Annotated in this window: 12 protein-coding genes; 7 read left to right on the top strand and 5 right to left on the bottom strand. The window is 45.2% G+C overall.

All coding sequences use genetic code 11. From position 1 onward, the window contains the following. Window positions 1-22 precede the first annotated feature (22 nt). Complete coding sequence (locus tag AC5ZC7_RS01880) at window positions 23-775, bottom strand: C4-type zinc ribbon domain-containing protein (RefSeq protein WP_496159859.1); 753 nt, start codon at window positions 773-775, stop codon at window positions 23-25. Window positions 776-778: 3 nt separating this feature from the next. Further along, window positions 779-1,873, bottom strand: a complete 1,095-nt coding sequence (locus AC5ZC7_RS01875; RefSeq protein WP_496159860.1) for a Nif3-like dinuclear metal center hexameric protein — start codon at window positions 1,871-1,873, stop codon at window positions 779-781. Between the two features lie 60 nt (window positions 1,874-1,933). On the opposite strand from AC5ZC7_RS01875, the gene AC5ZC7_RS01870 reads away from it, so the two are divergent. Next, the gene (locus AC5ZC7_RS01870; RefSeq protein ID WP_496159861.1) at window positions 1,934-3,445 is read left to right on the top strand and encodes a carboxypeptidase M32; all 1,512 of its coding nucleotides are present in this window, start codon (window positions 1,934-1,936) and stop codon (window positions 3,443-3,445) included. 189 nt (window positions 3,446-3,634) lie between these two features. Here the strand turns inward: AC5ZC7_RS01870 and AC5ZC7_RS01865 are convergent, their stop codons facing one another. Together AC5ZC7_RS01865 and AC5ZC7_RS01860 are read right to left on the bottom strand one after the other, a co-directional pair. Continuing rightward, entirely contained in the window at window positions 3,635-4,327 is a 693-nt protein-coding gene (locus tag AC5ZC7_RS01865; RefSeq protein WP_496159862.1) for a rhodanese-like domain-containing protein, read from the bottom strand. After that, the gene (locus AC5ZC7_RS01860) at window positions 4,312-4,908 is read right to left on the bottom strand and encodes a methyltransferase domain-containing protein (protein ID WP_496159863.1); all 597 of its coding nucleotides are present in this window, start codon (window positions 4,906-4,908) and stop codon (window positions 4,312-4,314) included. Before AC5ZC7_RS01860 ends, AC5ZC7_RS01865 begins: the two co-directional genes overlap by 16 nt. Before the next feature lie 129 nt (window positions 4,909-5,037). Here AC5ZC7_RS01860 and AC5ZC7_RS01855 point away from each other — a divergent pair, with 129 nt between their 5' ends. The 4 genes from AC5ZC7_RS01855 to AC5ZC7_RS01840 all read left to right on the top strand — a co-directional run bounded on the left by AC5ZC7_RS01855 (window position 5,038) and on the right by AC5ZC7_RS01840 (window position 14,520). Then, the gene (locus AC5ZC7_RS01855) at window positions 5,038-9,912 is read left to right on the top strand and encodes a PKD domain-containing protein (protein WP_496159864.1); all 4,875 of its coding nucleotides are present in this window, start codon (window positions 5,038-5,040) and stop codon (window positions 9,910-9,912) included. A 155-nt stretch (window positions 9,913-10,067) separates the two neighbouring features. Then, window positions 10,068-12,920 carry a PKD domain-containing protein gene (locus AC5ZC7_RS01850; RefSeq protein WP_496159865.1) on the top strand — a complete coding sequence of 951 codons (2,853 nt, stop codon included), beginning with the start codon at window positions 10,068-10,070 and terminating at the stop codon, window positions 12,918-12,920. Window positions 12,921-12,938: 18 nt separating this feature from the next. Further along, window positions 12,939-13,970, top strand: a complete 1,032-nt coding sequence (locus tag AC5ZC7_RS01845; RefSeq protein ID WP_496159866.1) for a PorP/SprF family type IX secretion system membrane protein — start codon at window positions 12,939-12,941, stop codon at window positions 13,968-13,970. Window positions 13,971-14,277: 307 nt separating this feature from the next. Continuing rightward, window positions 14,278-14,520, top strand: a complete 243-nt coding sequence (locus tag AC5ZC7_RS01840; protein WP_496159867.1) for a T9SS type A sorting domain-containing protein — start codon at window positions 14,278-14,280, stop codon at window positions 14,518-14,520. An 82-nt stretch (window positions 14,521-14,602) separates the two neighbouring features. Here the strand turns inward: AC5ZC7_RS01840 and AC5ZC7_RS01835 are convergent, their stop codons facing one another. After that, window positions 14,603-15,775, bottom strand: coding sequence for a class I SAM-dependent methyltransferase (locus AC5ZC7_RS01835; RefSeq protein WP_496159868.1), 1,173 nt, complete (start codon window positions 15,773-15,775; stop codon window positions 14,603-14,605). A gap of 225 nt (window positions 15,776-16,000) precedes the next feature. On the opposite strand from AC5ZC7_RS01835, the gene AC5ZC7_RS01830 reads away from it, so the two are divergent. After that, on the top strand, window positions 16,001-16,576 hold the full coding sequence (locus tag AC5ZC7_RS01830) for a nucleotide exchange factor GrpE (protein WP_496159869.1): 576 nt from the start codon (window positions 16,001-16,003) through the stop codon (window positions 16,574-16,576). 109 nt (window positions 16,577-16,685) lie between these two features. Beyond that, window positions 16,686-17,855, top strand: coding sequence for a molecular chaperone DnaJ (dnaJ, locus tag AC5ZC7_RS01825; RefSeq protein WP_496159870.1), 1,170 nt, complete (start codon window positions 16,686-16,688; stop codon window positions 17,853-17,855). The last annotated feature ends 24 nt before the right edge of the window (window positions 17,856-17,879 follow it).

The raw sequence follows: 17,879 nt of genomic DNA, 5'->3' as shown, positions 1-17,879 counted from the left end.
CCTATTGAATAACTTATGTTTGTTAGATCGTCACAGTAGCTTCCAGGTCATTGTCTACCAGGATACGGCCACAGTGCTCGCAAACAATAATCTTTTTGTGCTGACGGATTTCCGCCTGACGCTGAGGAGGGATCGCATTGAAGCAACCACCGCAGGAATCACGCTCTACAGTTACTACAGCCAAACCATTACGGTAGTTCTTACGGATTTTTTCGTAAGCCTGCAGTAAACGTGGATCTACCTTCACTTTCGCTTCTTCACTTTCTTTGCGGAAAGCTTTCTCTTCTTTATCTGTTTCAGCAATGATCTTTTCCAGTTCGCCTTTCTTGTGCTTCAGGTTCGATTCTTTATCCGCTACTGCTTTCTTAGCCACTTCGAGGACACGACTCTTCTCTTTAATCTCTTCGTTTGCATCCTTGATATGCTTTTCAGCCAGCTTGATTTCCAGCGCCTGCATCTCCATTTCTTTGGTGATGGCTTCAAACTCACGGTTGTTCTTCACATTGTCCTGCTGCTTCTCGTACTTCTTGATCAGCGCTTCCGCCTCTTTAATGGCGTTCTTCTTGCTGGCAACGAAGTCCTGTATACCTTTCATCTCATTTTCGATATGAGACTGGCGGGTGTTCAATCCTTCGATCTCGTCTTCCAGGTCTTTTACCTCCATCGGCAACTCCCCTTTCAGCACCTGGATTCCATCCAGCTTGGAATCAATCTTTTGCAATCTGAGTACAGACGCTAATTTTTCTTCAACGGAGTATTCTTTTACGGTTGCCATGTATTATAAATAATTTACCGGGTTTGTTTTAATCGTAGATTTAAGAGGCGCAAAATTACGGAATTTTTCAGTCAATATATGATAAAATAATTCTACAGTAAACTGCTCACTCTCAAAATGTCCAATATCTGCTATAATTAATTGATTATCAGCGTCAAAAAATTCATGGTATTTGAAATCTGCCGAAATATACGCATCTGCCCCGGCCGATATCGCCTGCTTTAACAGGAAACTACCCGCCCCTCCACATAAGGCCACCTTTTTAACAGGCTGACCCCTTAAAGCGGTATATCTCACACAACCAGTACCAAACTGCTGCTTCACATGTTGCAAAAATTGCATCTCTTCCATGGCTGCCGGCAAAACACCCACTAACCCGGAACCTACCTCCTGGTAAGCATTATCAAGGCTGATCACATCATAAGCCACTTCCTCATAAGGATGACTCCCCCGCAATGCCTGCAAAATTTTACCTTCCAAATATACCGGAAAAATTACTTCCAACTTTATTTCTGCTTCAAAATGTCTTTTTCCCGGCGTACCCACATAAGGATTCGTCCCTTCCGCCCCTTTGAATGTACCCTGGCCTACCCCGTTAAAACTGCATTCACTATAATTACCGATATGCCCGGCGCCCGCTTCGAACAACGCTTCCCTCACTGCCTCCACATCTGCCGCAGGCACAAATGTGTATAACTTTTTTAATAAGCCCCCCTTGGGCAACAATACCCTGCATTCCTCTAACCCTAATTTAGCCGCCATCTGCGCACATACCCCTTTCCGCACATTGTCCAGGTTGGTATGCGCCGCATATACCGCTATATCATGCTTGATGGCCTTAATGGCCACCCGCTCCACATAATTCTTCCCGTTAATCTTCTTCAGCCCCCCGAAAACAATCGGGTGATGAGCCACTACCAGGTTACAACCCCGCGCAATGGCCTCCTCTATCACCTCCTCCGTAGCATCCAGTGTCAGTAACACATTGGTGACCTCCCAATCGGCCCGCCCAAAAATAAGCCCCGCATTATCATAGCTCTCCTGGTACTGCAAAGGAGCAAACTGCTCTATTGCCTGTATGATCTCTTTTATTTTCATATCTGCAAAAATTAATGGTTCATTCCCGGCATCAACTAAATTTGCAAAAAAACAAGTTTTATGCCCGGAAGCAAATCTACAGCAGAACAATATGCGGATTACAAAATAAAAATGCAAAAAATTGCGGACGTGAGAAACGCCCTCGCCGTATTAGGCTGGGACCAGGAAACCTACCTCCCTGAAAAAGGTGCCGCCTTCCGCGGTCAACAAATTACCACCCTCAGCACCATCGCCCACGAACTATTCACCGCCCCCGAACTGGATGCCGTACTTCAGGCCCTCAAAGGCAATACCACCGTGGATACCGTGGCACAGAAAAATATATTACTCTCTACGGAAGACTTTGAAAAAAATAAAAAATATACAGCGGCTTTTGTGGCAGAAATGTCGACCGTTACCAACGAAAGCTATCATGCCTGGATAAAAGCACGCAAAGCCAACGACTATAGACTCTTTGCACCAGCCCTCTCCAAAATGATTGCCTTGAAAAAACAGGAAACCGACATCCTCGGCTACGAAGGACACCCCTACAACGCCCTCCTCAATGAATACGAAAAAGGCGCCACCACCAACATGCTGGATACCATTTTCAACGAGGTAAAAACAGCCCTGTCGCCCCTCCTCGGGCAAATAGAACAACAACCACCCGTGAATAAAGATTTCCTGCATCTCCACTATAATCGCGATGCACAATGGAAATTCGGTATTTCCCTGCTGGAAAGCATGGGCTACGACATGCAGGCAGGTCGCCAGGATATCTCAGAACACCCTTTTACCACCAGCTTCAACCCATTGGATGTAAGGGTCACTACCCGCATCGATGAAAACGATTTTGGTAACATGACCTGGAGCTGTATCCATGAAGGCGGACACGCCCTGTACGAACAAGGCCTGCCTACAGAACAATACGGACTCCCCTGCGGAGAAGCCACCAGCCTCGGTATACATGAGTCGCAATCCCGGCTTTGGGAAAATAACGTAGGCCGTAGCCTGAACTTCTGGCAACACCACTACCCCCGCCTGCAACAACTATTCCCCGAAAACCTGGCGAACGTATCATTAAACGATTTCTATAAAGCCATCAATAAAGTACAACCTTCACTCATCCGCACTGAAGCAGATGAACTCACTTACCACTTTCATATCATGATCCGTTACGAAATTGAAAAAGGACTAATCGACGGAAGTATTGATGTAAAAGACCTGAAACATACCTGGAACGAATACTACCGTCAATACCTACACGTAACCGTACCTGACGACGTACAGGGCGTATTGCAGGATATTCATTGGTCGCACGGCAGCTTCGGCTACTTCCCTACCTATTCCCTCGGCAGTTTCTATGCGGCACAATTCTTTACCGCTGCACAAAAACAGGTGCCAGGGCTGGATACACAAATCGCAGCAGGCAACTACCACTCCTTACTGGAATGGCTCCGGACTAATATCCATCCTTTCGGCCGGTATTATACTTCCAACGAATTATGTGAAAAAGTAACCGGGAAACCACTGGTGTTCGGCGATTTCCTCGCCTATGCGCAACAGAAATACAGCGGGATATACGGCTTCTAAGCAAAGTTTTTGTCTTGGGACAGGATTAGACTGATTATACTGATTTTATTTTTTTTGATTTTAAAAGATGGAGGGAAGATATTAGCGAATAACCTTCGCTAATATCTTCCCTCCATCTTCTTTATATCTTACTTAATCAAAAAATAAAATCAGTATAATCAGTCTAATCCTGTCCCAAGACAAAACTCGCTAAAATCCAACCAACTTCTCCAGCTCCGCGAGCGTCATCACACCCTCCTTACGTCCCACTTCTTTTCCATCTTTATAAAAAATAAAAGTAGGCAATCCTTTGGATTGAATCGCTTTCATCACCTGCTGGTCTTTACCTCCATCTACCAATACTTTCTTTACTTCCGGATGCTTGCTAAAGAATTGCTCCAGCACAGGCTCCATCTGTTTACAGGGCGGACACCATTTGGCGCCCACGTCTGTTAATACGATTCCCTTTTGTTGAGTAGCCTTATTGTAATCAGCTACGCTGAGTTGTGGCTGATTGTTGGCTACTCCTTCCAGTGATTTACCTGCCTGCTTCCACGCATTAATACCTCCCTGCAATTCTACCACCTGCTGGAAACCATTGTTTCTCATCCATTCAGCAGCAGCATGACTGCGTCCTCCGCTCAAACAATATACATATACCGGCTTTTGTTTATCCAGGTAGGTTACCCGATGATTGAACTCTTCCTTATTGGTAAAATCTGCCTGCAACGCATGTGGCAAATAACCCGTGCTAAACTCAGCGGCAGTACGTACATCAAATACCTGTATACCAGGCTGTTGAATGTCTTTATCAAAGGCCGCTGCATCTTCGGATAACTTTTGCTGCGCCATCAACGAACTTCCTGTCAACAATAACAGGACGGCTATCAAGTATCTGCCCATAATTTCTTCAGTTTTGGCATAAAGTTAATAAACAACTCACTTCCTAGCCTGGCCGGATGTGAATTATAGCAAGGGTACAAAGTTTTGATATCAAAATACGGCGTAAATAACTCGCGGTATTCCGCTTCGCTCCCCCCAAAAGGAGGGCCATCCTGCGGAAAAGTGCGGTTAAATAATACACCTGCCAGGTGGCCACCGGGTTTAATCAGCGAATACATATGTTTCACATAATCCGCTCTGCGTGAAGGAGGTAGGGCGCAGAAAAAAGTTTGCTCCAGTACCAGGTCGTAACTACCGGTATGTGCAAAAAAATCTTCTTCCAATACTTTCACACGGGTACGGGCAAACGATTCCTGCAATTTTTCCACCAATACCGGCGCAATATCCAGCACCGTTACATCACTAAATGCCTGACCGGCAAGATAGGCGGCTTCGTAACTATTGCCTCCACCGGGAATGAGTATACGAATATCCCGGTCATATAGCTGGTCTATGTACGCTTTCAACGGTGGCGATACTGCTCCCATATCCCATCCTGTATCTCCGTTAATATATCGGTTATTCCAGTACTGACTATCCATTTCCTGAATTCTTTTCTGCTAAGTTACGGCCATTCAGCCACATACATAAAAGCATCGGTTTTCCAAACATTATTATTATTTTTATACTTTGAATATACCTATGAAACGGCTTTAACGCCACTCTATGCCATGAAAAGCCTACACCATAAATTTCGGAATGCCATCAAGTATATTTTTTGCAGCCTGCTGCCTGTACTGGCGATCGCATTTACTGCGCATGCACAATCGGTATCAATTAAGGCAGATAAGCAGGCTGCCTGTCCTCCTTTTCTCGTTAATTTCACGGCTACTCTGGATGCCGGTTACCAGAAAATTGAATGGGATTTCGGACTGGGAGCGAATGTTACCAATGACCTGACCCCTTCCAAAACTTTCCAGAATCCGGGTATCTATCATGTAAAAATGACCGCCACCTACAGCCCTGCCAATGTCGTTGTGAAACAATTGGACATACAGGTGTATAATAAACCGGATGCAAAATTCATTACACCTAATGTTAACGGATGTGCGCCCTATATGGCGTCGTTCCAGGACCAATCCACACCCGGCGATGGCACCATTTCAGATATCACATGGGATTTTGGAGATGGTGGTGGCGCCATAGGTGCAAACGCCACACATACTTACACACAGGCAGGTAGTTACAACGTTATCAGCGCCGTTACCAACAGCATGGGATGTTCCAGCACCGGCGGCCCTGTTTCGATAAAAGTACAAAGCGCGCCTACCCCCTCTTTTACGGCAGACAGAACACAAAGCTGTACTACCCCCTTCACGGTTAACTTTTTCAACAACACAGTTAATAACTCCCCTGACCCCGTGACCTATACCTGGGATTACGGCGATGGAACCACGGGCACTAATCCACAGCATACGTACACCAAAGAAGGAAAATATACCGTAAAACTAACCGCCATCACCAGCGGCAACTGCTCCGCTCCATTGACCAAAACAGATTACATCGTTATATCGAAAGTAAAGCCTTCCTTTACTTTTTCCGCGCTTTGCGCCGGGCAAAACGTTACATTTAAAAATACCACACAACCGGCACCAGATAATGTTATCTGGGCTTTTCCCGACGGCACCCTGCAAACCAGCACCGATGCTTTAAAACAATTCCCTGCGCCCGGTGACTACCTCGTTAAAATGCAGGCTACATTGGGCAGTTGCACGGAAGAAATACAACAAACCATTCACGTGAATCCGGCGCCTGATATTGATCCGATTGCGACACCCATAAGTGCCTGTAACACACCATTTACCACGCAGTTTAATGCACAATCATCTAATGCCACCGCCTGGAACTGGACTTTCGGCGATGGCACCACTGCCACCACTCAAAATCCTCCACACACCTATACGAAAGAAGGTACTTACTCCATTAGCCTGACAGCCACCAACACACTGGGTTGTAGTAAAACCGTCAGCAAAGCGAACTATATTCAAATCATTAAACCAGACCTTTCCATTTATCGCAGTGTGGCAGAAGGCTGTGTGCCTTTATCAGTAGATTTTTACGCAGAAGTAAATATACCGGACCCAATTGTCAGCTATCAGTGGGACTTTGGCGATGGCACCACTTCTACTGCTCCAAAGCCTACGCATATTTTTACGAAAGAAGGTATCTTCTTTGTAAACCTGAAAGTAACCACGGCAGGCGGTTGTATCGCCAACGGTCAAACGATTATTACTGCTGGTATCAGGCCTGTAGTGGATTTTACTGCCACTCCCCTGAAATCCTGCGCAAAAGACCCGGTACAGTTTACCAATCTTTCTGTACCCCGCGGTACTTCCTGGATCTGGACTTTTGTACAAGACAACAGCACCAGCACACAGGAAAATCCTAATCACCAGTTCAATGAAATTGGCAGTCACGATGTTATACTGGAAGTAAACAATAACGGCTGCCGCGAGCAACTGATCAAAAGAAACTATATCCAGATTATTCCGCCCATCGCGCGTTTCAGCACTACACCAGATTGTACGGACCCTTATCATCGTAAGTTTACCGACAATTCCACCTTTGGACCTATTCCTACTGCCGTAAAAACGTGGCTGTGGGAGTTCGGGGAAAACGGCGCCACTTCTACTGATCAAAGCCCTGACTTTACTTACCAGACAACCGGTATCAAACAGGTGAAACTGACCATCGACAATGGTATTTGTACCAACACCTATTCTTTGTCAGTAAATATCATAGATGAAAAACCACTGATTACCTCCGATAAACCACGGATCTGTAAAACGGAAAAAATAAATATCAGCCTGGGGCCTTTGAATAATAATAACATCAATGAATATAAATGGGATTGGGGAGATGGAAGCCCGATACAGGCCATTCCTGCTTATAACTTTGACCCTACAAAAGGAATAGCACATCAATATAACAAAACCGGGACCTTCAATATTAAACTCACCATCACAGATAAAAATGGTTGTGTGAAAGATGCACCCGTAATATCCATTGATGTAAACGGCAGTGATCCTGATTTTGATTACATTGGTAAGAGATGTAAAGATGAAATATTCACTTTCACCGACAAATCCACTACCAATACCGGTAACCAAATCCTCAACTGGGAGTGGGATTTTGGAGATGGCAGTGCCAAAGAAGCTTATCCTACCCAACCATTGGGGATCAAACATACTTATACTAACGCCAACGATTATACGGTATCATTAACCGTAACGGATAAATTCAGTTGTATCTCTACCGTACAAAAGGTGATTCAATTCGATCGCGTAAAGGCCGATTTCATGGTGCCAACCAATATCGCGTGTCTCGATAAGTCGTTCACTTTTGTGGATCAATCGCAAGGTAACATTCAAACCTACGCCTGGGATTTTGGTGACAACACCACCGGTACCGGTAACAAGCCTACGAAAATATATACCGCGCCGGGCACTTATAACGTAATCCTGAAAGTGACCACTGCGGCGGGCTGCGTGGATGAAATCACGAAACCGAATGTGATCAAAGTACCGGATCCAAAAGCATCCTTTACAATTCCTGATAAACTGGATCTCTGCCCACCGGTAAAAGTATTGTTCACCAATACTTCCACTGATTATAAAAATGCCAACTGGGATTTTGGAGATAATGGTACCTCTACCAAAAACGATCCCGACGTACATATTTATGTCCGGGCCAGAACATATAATGTAGTATTGACCGTATACTCGGAAGGTGGATGCAGCAGCTCCAGCACTTTACCTATTACCATTAAAGGGCCTGATGGCACTATGAAAAGCACGCCTACGCAAGGCTGCGTTCCCATGGATGTTAGCATCAGCGCTACTTCTGTAAAAACAGACAGCTACATGTGGGACTTTGATGATGGTACCGTACTTACCTCCACTACGCCCGTTTCTCCACCACATAAGTACGTAAAATCAGGTATTTACTACCCAAGGGTATCATTGATAGACAATGAAGGATGTGTGGTAAAAGCGCAGGGAAATGATAAAATTATTGTGGATAAAGCGACTGCCGATTTCAGTACCAACGCCTTCCAGGTTTGTGGCGGCGGACTGGTTACGTTCACCAACAATAGTAAAACACTGACCAAAGATTCGCTGGCACTGGATTTCACCAGCGCGTGGGATTTCGGCGTTCCGGGCAATCCGGATAATACCGCCAGTACATTAGATGGTAAATTCACTTATCCACAGCCGGGCGCCATGAACGTAAAACTGGTAGTTACCAGCGCTTATGGTTGTATAGATGAAAAAACATTACCGGTAGTAATTCCGCCACAGGCAGTACCCGTCATAGCGCCTATTCAACCACTATGTGTATCAGGAAAGGTGCAACTGCAGGGCAGCGATACTAAAAATGTGCCTGGTACCAAATGGTTATGGCAGGTGGGTCCGGACAAAACGTTTAATCAACCTACTCCGCCTGAAATCAGCCTCAATAGCCCGGGTACGGTACCGGTAACCTTAACTATCACCAACGCTGATGGTTCCTGTCCGGCAACTACAAACGCCAGCATGGTGGTGAACCCCTCACCTATACTGAATCCTTCGCCAGCCACTGCATCCATTTGCCGCGGATCACGCCTGCAATTACAGGCCAATACTACCGCCAATGTGAAAGTGCAATGGAGCAATTATAATATCTCAGATCCCGCCAGTGTTTCGCCACAGGTAACGCCGGACATTGATACCGTATATCATGTGGTGGCCACTAACGAGTTCGGCTGTACGAACCAGGGAGAAATACCCGTTACCGTCACACAGCCATTTCATATTTATGCCCAGGATATGGAAATATGTGCGGGTGAAAGTGTGAAGATGAATGCCGGCGGCGCACTGCGCTACCAGTGGATTCCATCCCGTGGACTTAGTCGTTCCGATATCCCGGATCCTATTGCCACCCCGGATGGTAACATTACTTACCAGGTAGTGGGATATAACAACAGCACCTGCTTCACAGATACGGTACTTGCCAAAGTATATGTGCGTAGTGCGCCGGTGATCAATGCAGGGCCCGATATCGTTACGGCTACTGGTTCCATCATTCCGTTACCGGTAAAAGGCAGCAACGACATTGTAAAAATTGAATGGACGCCGGTAAAAGGACTCAGTTGTTACGACTGCCTTACACCTACCGCCACACCTACGGATGATATTATCTACCATGTAAAAGTGATGAATCAGTTTGGATGTACCGCTTCCGATGATATTTCCCTGAAATTGGTATGTGATGAAGGCAGCATCTTCATTCCCAATAGCTTCTCCCCTAACGGAGATGGACAGAATGATGTGTTCTATGTGCGGGGGCAGGGAATGCAAACCATCCGCGTTTTCAGGATCTTCAACCGCTGGGGACAGCTGGTATTTGAGCGGACCGGGGTCAATTCCAACGATCCTTCCAAAGGATGGGATGGCCGGTTTAAAGGTGTTCCGTTGAATCCGGACGTGTTTGTCTATTATGTAGAAGTGGTGTGCGACAAGGGGGCCGTTAATCTTCTGAAGGGCAACGTGACCCTGATCAGGTAACGATTTGATTTTCAGTCTGTCATTGGTGGTATTTTATGTAGCACAGGGTGTATAAAACACCACCAATGTCAAAAAATTTGAAAATCAAAAAAATTATATATGTAATTTTTGTTAATTTGTGGAGCTATTCAGTTAATGGAAAACCTGTGTAACCTATGAAATACCTACAGGCAAAGTGTTTATGTACATTGCTGCTCCTGATATCTCTGTTGCAGGCAAATAACTTATTGGCGCAGAAGGCGGACTTTACCTATACCGCTGCTCCGGGAAGCCTGTGTTCACCTGTTACCATTACCCTCAAGAATACCAGCACCGGAACCCCCATTGCCTATAACTGGGATTTTGGAGATGGGAGAACTTCACATGATATTGATCCCCAGGTAACTTACACCAGCGGCGGACCGGTAAAAATCACTTTGGAAGCTATTTATAAGGTGACTGGTGGCACAGTTGCCAGCACTTATTACCGCACTTTTGTGGTAGGCAGTACGCCACAGGTTTCCTTTTCCGCAGACCTCACCAAAAGCTGTAAACTATACAGCGCTAATCTCACCGATGCCACACTGGATGCTACCAGTCGCACCTGGGATTTTGGAGATGGCACTGTACTTACTACCAGCAACGCCTATATTTCCCATAGCTATACCCGGGCAGGCAAATTTGATGTAACCTTATCCGTTACTAACAGTAACGGCTGCACGTCTACCTTAAAGAAGCCGGCTTATATCGATATTTCGTTACCTGATGTGGTGCTGTCGTCCCCGCTGGCTGGCTGCGTGCCTTTTACGGCGGCATTCACTGCTACCTCCACTAATAGCATTAACGACCCTATCATGTCCTGGGACTGGAATTTCGGAGATGGGAATACACAAAGCACCAATACTGGCAATGTTAATCACCAATATCCGCAAACGGGCACGTATAATATAGGCGTTACCGTTACAACCAAAAGTCAATGCGTCGTTACCAAATCATTTGATAAATACGTACATACCGGTAACCCGCCGTCTAATGTAAGTTTCAGTGTGTCGCCTACCAGTACCTGCGTAGGTGATCCGGTAAGGCTGCTGGCCAATGCCAACTACGCAGACACCTACAGCTGGGATTTCGGTGATGGCACCACTGATCAGGGGAGTAATAATGATATCAGGCATGCATTCAATGCCAATGGTACATTGACCGTACAAATGAAAGCCGGTAGCAATGGTTGCTTTACGGCAGCGCCGCCTGCTACCGTAGTGGTAACCGGCCCGGTATCACAATTCACAGCAGTGCGCGACTGCAACGATAAAAGTAAATTCATCTTCACCAATAATTCTATTGGCACCGGTGTTAATACCACCTACGAATGGGATTTTGGAGATAATACGCCATTGGTAAATACCAGGGACGCTGCACATAATTATACCACGCCCGGCAACTACACAGTACGTTTAACCATCGGAGAAAACGGCAATAACTGCCACCATAGCAGCTTCCATACCATCTATTATTTCAGGGCCGACTTTACTGCCGGCGTTAGCTCCATCTGTCGCGGCAGCAAGGCTACGTATGAAATATTAAATGTGCCATTAGGCCTGGTGTCTGGCTACACCTGGCAATTTGGAGATGGGGAAATATATACTACCACTAACCAAACCTATGTAAAAACATGGAGCGCTACCGGTTCTTACGGCAATCAGCTCACCATCCATTATAACGATCCGGCTTATTGTGATGATATTGTCACCAAGCCTAACGATATCAACATATTGGCGCCACAGGCTAACTTCACTACGGGTCCCGCTACCTGTGCAGGTCAGCCTGTATCTTTTATCAACAACACGATTACTTCTCCCAATATTCCTATTGCCGACTGGAACTGGGATTTAGGTAACGGGCAAAAGTCCACTTCACAAACACCGCCGGCAATCAGGTATACCGCTTCCGGCGGGCAAGCCATTAAACTGGTAGTAACAGATGCACGTAACTGCATGGACTCTGTGAGTAAAATCATCAATATCCATCCCACACCATTTGTGAAAGCATCTGCCCAGCAACCAAAGATATGTGAAGGCAACGGTGTTACCCTCAACGCATTATCGGATGGAACGGTACAGTGGATGGCCTCCGGTACGCTGAGTTGTACCGCCTGCAATAACCCGGTGGCTACACCGGTAACGAATACACGCTACGTGGTAACGGCCTCTAACCAGTATGGCTGTGCGGTATCTGATTCAACAGATATCTCTGTTGTACCAAAAGTAAATCTCACGGTGAGCCCGGATACGATTGTTTGCTATGGTTCTTCTACACAACTAAAGGCCACAGGCGCGGCCATCTATAACTGGACACCGGTAACCGGGTTAAGCAATAATACCATTGCCAATCCTTTTACCACGCCGTCTGCCGATATCACCTACCAGGTTACCGGTACCAATGATCCCATTTGCCCGATGAGTGCGCCACTCTCTGTGAAAGTGGCCGTGAAGCCGGTACCTAATGTCAGCGCAGGAAAAGACCAAACCGTTACGGTAGGCGATGTGGTGAAACTGACGGCCAGCGGCAGCCCGGATATTGTAAGCTGGAAATGGAGTCCGGAAGATTACCTGGATAATCCTACTTCTCCTTATGTAACAGCAGCCATACGTAAGCCTATTTCCTACAGCATCACCGGCACCAATCAATATGGCTGCAAAAAAACGGATGTGATGAATGTAGACCTGATTTGCAATACCGACGTGGTATTTATACCGAACACCTTCAGCCCTAATGGTGATGGACAAAATGATGTTTTTTATCCACGTGGCAGAGGTATCAATTTTATTAAATCATTCCGCATTTTCAACCGTTGGGGGCAGGAAGTATTTCACCGGGAAAGAATCAATATAGATGATATCAGCGCAGGATGGAACGGCACTTTCAACGGTAAACCACAGGCGGCCGATGTATACATTTATTTCATCGAAGCCTATTGTGATACGAATGAATTTTTTCAGCTGAAAGGCAATGTAACATTACTCAGATAATTATTTAACCTGGCTAACATGAAAACCGTATACCGCATATTACTGGCGATCGTTTGCATACCCTGTGCAACACCATTGTATGCACAGGATATACATCTCTCACAGTTTTATGAAACACCTGTACTACGCAACCCGGCGCTGATAGGCATTTTCAACGGAGATGTACGTGTGCAGGCTGTTTATCGCAATCAATGGAACAGCGTTACCATTCCTTACCAAACGGGAACGGTAAGCGGGGAAATAAAATTCCCGGTAGGTCGCAGCAACGATTATGTTACTACAGGTCTGCAGTTGACCTATGACCGCGCGGGTACTTCCAAATTACAGTCTACACAAATCTTCCCTGCCATTAACTACCATAAGTCGCTCAACGCAGATAAAAGTAGTTTTCTCTCGATGGGCTTCATGGGCGGTTTTGTGCAGCGTCAGTTTGACCCTACCAACATGACTTTCAATAACCAATATACCAATGGCCGTTTTGATCCCGCGGCGTCTACCGGCGAAGAGGGTAAACTGGCCTTCAAAGGTTATAGCTACCTGGATGCAGGTGTGGGATTGAGTTATAATAGTGTAATCGGGGAAGATGTGAATTACTTTATCGGCGCCGGCTACTTTCATTTCAACCGGGCGAAAATTTCCTTCTACCGGGATCAGAATATTGAGATGCAACCCAAACTGACTTTTAATGCGGGTATTACCATCCCGGTAGACGAAAGAGTGAAAGTAATTGCCCACTACAATCAACTGCACCAGGGTACCTATTCCGAATATATTGGCGGAGCACTGATCGGTTATGGATTGATGGATCAGGGACTGGAATCCACCCGTGCAATTTATGGCGGGCTCTTCCTCAGATGGAATGATGCCATTATCCCAACTATCAAGATAGACATGGATAAATATGAGGTAGGTATGAGTTATGACGCTAATATCTCGAAATTACGGACCGCCAGTCAAACATTCGGAGGTTTCGAAATTTCATTGGTTTTCAAGGGGTTCCTTAACAGCCGGAATACTACATTGGAAAGTGTGAACTGCCCAAGATTCTAAATAATTATAAATCAATTGTTTATAAAAATAGTTGTCAAGCGTTAAAATTTACATAAAAATGGGCTAAAAGCTAACAAAATGGCAGGCCGTTTGTTATTTTTATGGGTGAAGGACGAGGCTTGGATGAGCTGATTTTATCAAACAAAAATTAGGAAATATTTGAAAAAAATTTTATTTTTATAATACTATGTGGAAAACCTCTACCCTAATTCTCATAATGGTTTTCAGCTTGCTCTCTCTCGTTAGCAAGGCTCAAAGCGAAAAATCCCAGCCTCAGGACGGGGGAGTTAAAAACGCGAGCAAAATAGTGAAGTTGTACCCTAATCCTGCTACATCAATTATCAATTTCGTCATTCAACAAAACAATAACGATCAGGTATACGATCTTATTGTATATAATTTTCTGGGAAAGAAAATTGATCAGTTAAAAAGTGTGGGCTCACGTACTACTATGAATTTAGATAACTACTACAATGGTATCTACATTTTCCAGTTACGTGACCAGCGGGGCAACCTGATTGAGTCGGGGAAATTCAATGTCGTCAAGTAGTTTACATCCGGTATCAAAACATAAAAAGGAAAAGTCACGATTCACATCGTGACTTTTCCTTTTTATGTTAGTGAGATACGGATCAGGAAACTTCTACAATCAGGAATTTCAGGTAAGTCGTATTCTCGATATTTCTTAAAATTGGATGATCTTGTGCCTGTGTCTGGAAAGTTACCTGGCGTAATCTTTTCTTTGCGTCTTTGGCAGCAGCATCAATGGTTTGCAGGAATAAGTCTGGTGATACCAGGTTGGTGCAGGAAGCTGTTACGAGGAATCCTCCTGGCTTGAGCAGCTTCATGCCACGCAAGTTGATTTCCTTGTAACCAGTAACTGCTTTCTGAATATTTTCGCGGCTTTTGGTAAATGCCGGCGGATCCAGGATCACCACATCAAACTTCTTCTCTTCTTTAGTCCACTGCTTCAGCTGATCAAATGCATTTACAGCCTGGAACTGACAGATGTCCTGCAGGTTATTCAGCTCCGCATTTCTGCGGGCGGTAGCTACAGCCGTTTCTGAAATATCAAGCCCCAGCACACTTTTAGCGCCGTAGAAGCCGGCGTGGCAGGAGAAAGTACCGGTATAGCAAAATGCCTCCATTACATCCGCACCTTTCACGATATGTTTAATTTCACGACGGTTATCCTGCTGATCCAGGAAATAGCCGGTTTTCTGGCCATTTACTATATCCACATGGAATTTAAGGCCGTTTTCATTAATCACTAGGTTGGTATCAAAAGGTGCGCTGAGAAAGCCTTTCTGTTGAGTCATGCCTTCCAGTTCTCTCACGGGCACATCATTTCTTTCGTAGATGCCTTTAGGTGAGAAAATACGGTTAATAGCGTCCACAATAGCGTCTTTCCACTTTTCCATACCCAACGCTAACGTCTGGATCACAAAGTAATCGTTGAACTTGTCTATAACCAGTGCCGGCAAATCATCTGCTTCACCATATACGAGGCGGCAGTTTTCCACATAGCCCAGTTTCTGCCGGTATTCCCAGCATTTCAACAGGCGGCGGTAAAAGAATTCAGGATTTATTTCTTCGTTCTTATCGCGGGTGAGGAGGCGTACGAGTATCTGGGATTGAGGATTGATATATCCACGCCCCAGGAAAAACCCTTTATGCGTATATACATCTACAATATCACCGGCATTTACATCTCCTTTTATTTCGGCTACTTCATTGCCAAAAATCCAGGGATGCCCTTGTAATACCCTGTTTTGTATCTGCTTCTTTAAAAAAACTTTAGTCATTTATTGTATTTCGAGGGGCAAAGGTACTGAATAGGAATTACGAATTAAGAATTACGAATTACGGATTTGTGGGGAGATTGTAGCCAAAAGACCAGTATTTGCTTATATCTCCTCGCAAATCCGTAATTCGTAATTCGTAATTCTCCTGATTCTGCCTTTTTGTCCGCTAAACCGCGGTTGGCAAAGAAATTGACTGGTAAACCCCGCAGACAATTATTACTTATTATGACAGAAAACGAAAAAGACATGCAGACAAACGGACAGGCTAACGCTGGTAGCGAAAACGAAAAAGGCATGCCAGAAGAAAATATAAACGAAAGTTCAAATACGAATAATGAGTCAGATGAAGTAACAGAACTGGAGAAGAAAGAACAGGAAATAAACGAAATACGCGATAAATATCTCAGACTCCAGGCCGAATTTGACAACTATCGTAAAAGAACTGCCAAAGAACGCATTGAACTGATGCAAACTGCCAGTAAAGAACTTATCATATCTTTGCTGGATGTACTTGATGATAGCGACCGGGCTACCAAACAACTGGAAAGTGCCACAGACCTCGCTGCAGTAAAAGACGGCACCCTGCTGGTGTTCAGTAAACTGAAGAGTATCCTGCAAGCGAAAGGACTGAAGCCAATGGAGAGTATCCACACCCCATTTGATCCGGATTTACAGGAAGCAATTACAGAAATACCCGCACCTACGCCAGAGTTGGTTGGACAGGTAGTAGATGTATTACAGCCTGGTTATTACCTGAATGACAAATTAATTCGTCATGCTAAGGTAATTGTCGGCAAATAATGACGATGTGGCATAATTTCTAATGATTGCCTATGCTAAGCTGACGTAAAACTATTTTTTTACCGAAACAAAAGCTGGTGCCCTGCACCAGCATTAAGTGATTATTATAATGTCTACCAAGAGAGATTATTACGAAATACTGGTTGTTGCCAAATCTGCCTCCCAGGATGAAATTAAAAAGGCCTACCGTAAAGTAGCCATGCAGTTTCACCCTGACCGCAACCCGAATAACAAAGAGGCAGAAGATAAATTCAAAGAAGCAGCTGAAGCTTATGAAGTATTGAGTGATCCTGATAAAAGAGCACAATACGATCGTTTTGGACATGCCGGCATGAATGGCAACCGTGGTGGTGGATATGGCGGAGGCGGAATGAATATGGATGACATCTTCTCCAACTTCGGTGACATTTTCGGTAGCGACGATATTTTCGGCAGCTTCTTCGGCGGCGGTGGTGCACGTGGTGGTGGAAACCGCCGTGGACGCGGTACCCGTGGTTCTAACCTCCGGGTAAAAATCCGTCTCACCTATGAAGAAATCGCGAAAGGTGCCAACAAAAAAATCAAAGTAAAAAAATATGTACCCTGCCAACACTGTGGCGGCCTGGGTGCTAAAGATAAAAACGCATTCCAGTCTTGTAATACCTGTGGCGGTTCCGGCCAGGTAAGGAAAGTAACGCAAACTTTCCTCGGACAAATGCAAACCGTTACGACCTGCCCTACCTGTCATGGTGAAGGCCAGATCATTACCAGCAAATGCGGCCACTGTAAAGGTGAAGGCCGTATGTACGGTGAAGAAATGGTGAGCATCGACATCCCGGCAGGTGTACAGGAAGGCATGCAATTGAGCATGAGTGGAAAAGGTAACGCAGGTGAAAGAGGCGGCGCCCCCGGCGATCTGCTGATCCTCATCGAAGAAGAACCACATCCGGAACTGCAACGTGATGGCCTCAACGTAGCCTACGATCTGCACATTTCCTTCCCGGATGCAGTATATGGTACCTCCCTGGAAGTGCCTACCATCGACGGTAAAGCCAAAATAAAAATTCCCGCCGGTACACAAAGTGGTAAAATATTCCGCCTGAAAGGCAAAGGATTCCCTTCCGTTAATTCTTATGAAAAAGGCGACCAGCTGATTCATGTGAATGTATGGACGCCACAAACAGTGAGCGCAGAAGAAAAAGCAATGCTTGATAAATTACAAGCCTCCGATAACTTTAAACCTAATCCTGAAAAATCTGAAAAAGGATTTTTCGAGAAAGTAAGAGACATTTTTAGTTGAGCGGAAAGCTGAAGGCATAAAGCA

It is taken from the genome of Chitinophaga sp. 9-1-y (assembly GCF_059511905.2).
This window is presented reverse-complemented; position numbering and strand designations above follow the sequence as displayed.

Coding starts and splice junctions, on each gene's coding strand:
- AC5ZC7_RS01880 (WP_496159859.1), bottom strand. CDS start 775: ATGGCAACCGTAAAAGAATACTCCGTTGAAGAAAAATTAGCGTCTGTA.
- AC5ZC7_RS01875 (WP_496159860.1), bottom strand. CDS start 1,873: ATGAAAATAAAAGAGATCATACAGGCAATAGAGCAGTTTGCTCCTTTG.
- AC5ZC7_RS01870 (WP_496159861.1), top strand. CDS start 1,934: ATGCCCGGAAGCAAATCTACAGCAGAACAATATGCGGATTACAAAATA.
- AC5ZC7_RS01865 (WP_496159862.1), bottom strand. CDS start 4,327: ATGGGCAGATACTTGATAGCCGTCCTGTTATTGTTGACAGGAAGTTCG.
- AC5ZC7_RS01860 (WP_496159863.1), bottom strand. CDS start 4,908: ATGGATAGTCAGTACTGGAATAACCGATATATTAACGGAGATACAGGA.
- AC5ZC7_RS01855 (WP_496159864.1), top strand. CDS start 5,038: ATGAAAAGCCTACACCATAAATTTCGGAATGCCATCAAGTATATTTTT.
- AC5ZC7_RS01850 (WP_496159865.1), top strand. CDS start 10,068: ATGAAATACCTACAGGCAAAGTGTTTATGTACATTGCTGCTCCTGATA.
- AC5ZC7_RS01845 (WP_496159866.1), top strand. CDS start 12,939: ATGAAAACCGTATACCGCATATTACTGGCGATCGTTTGCATACCCTGT.
- AC5ZC7_RS01835 (WP_496159868.1), bottom strand. CDS start 15,775: ATGACTAAAGTTTTTTTAAAGAAGCAGATACAAAACAGGGTATTACAA.
- AC5ZC7_RS01830 (WP_496159869.1), top strand. CDS start 16,001: ATGACAGAAAACGAAAAAGACATGCAGACAAACGGACAGGCTAACGCT.
- dnaJ (WP_496159870.1), top strand. CDS start 16,686: ATGTCTACCAAGAGAGATTATTACGAAATACTGGTTGTTGCCAAATCT.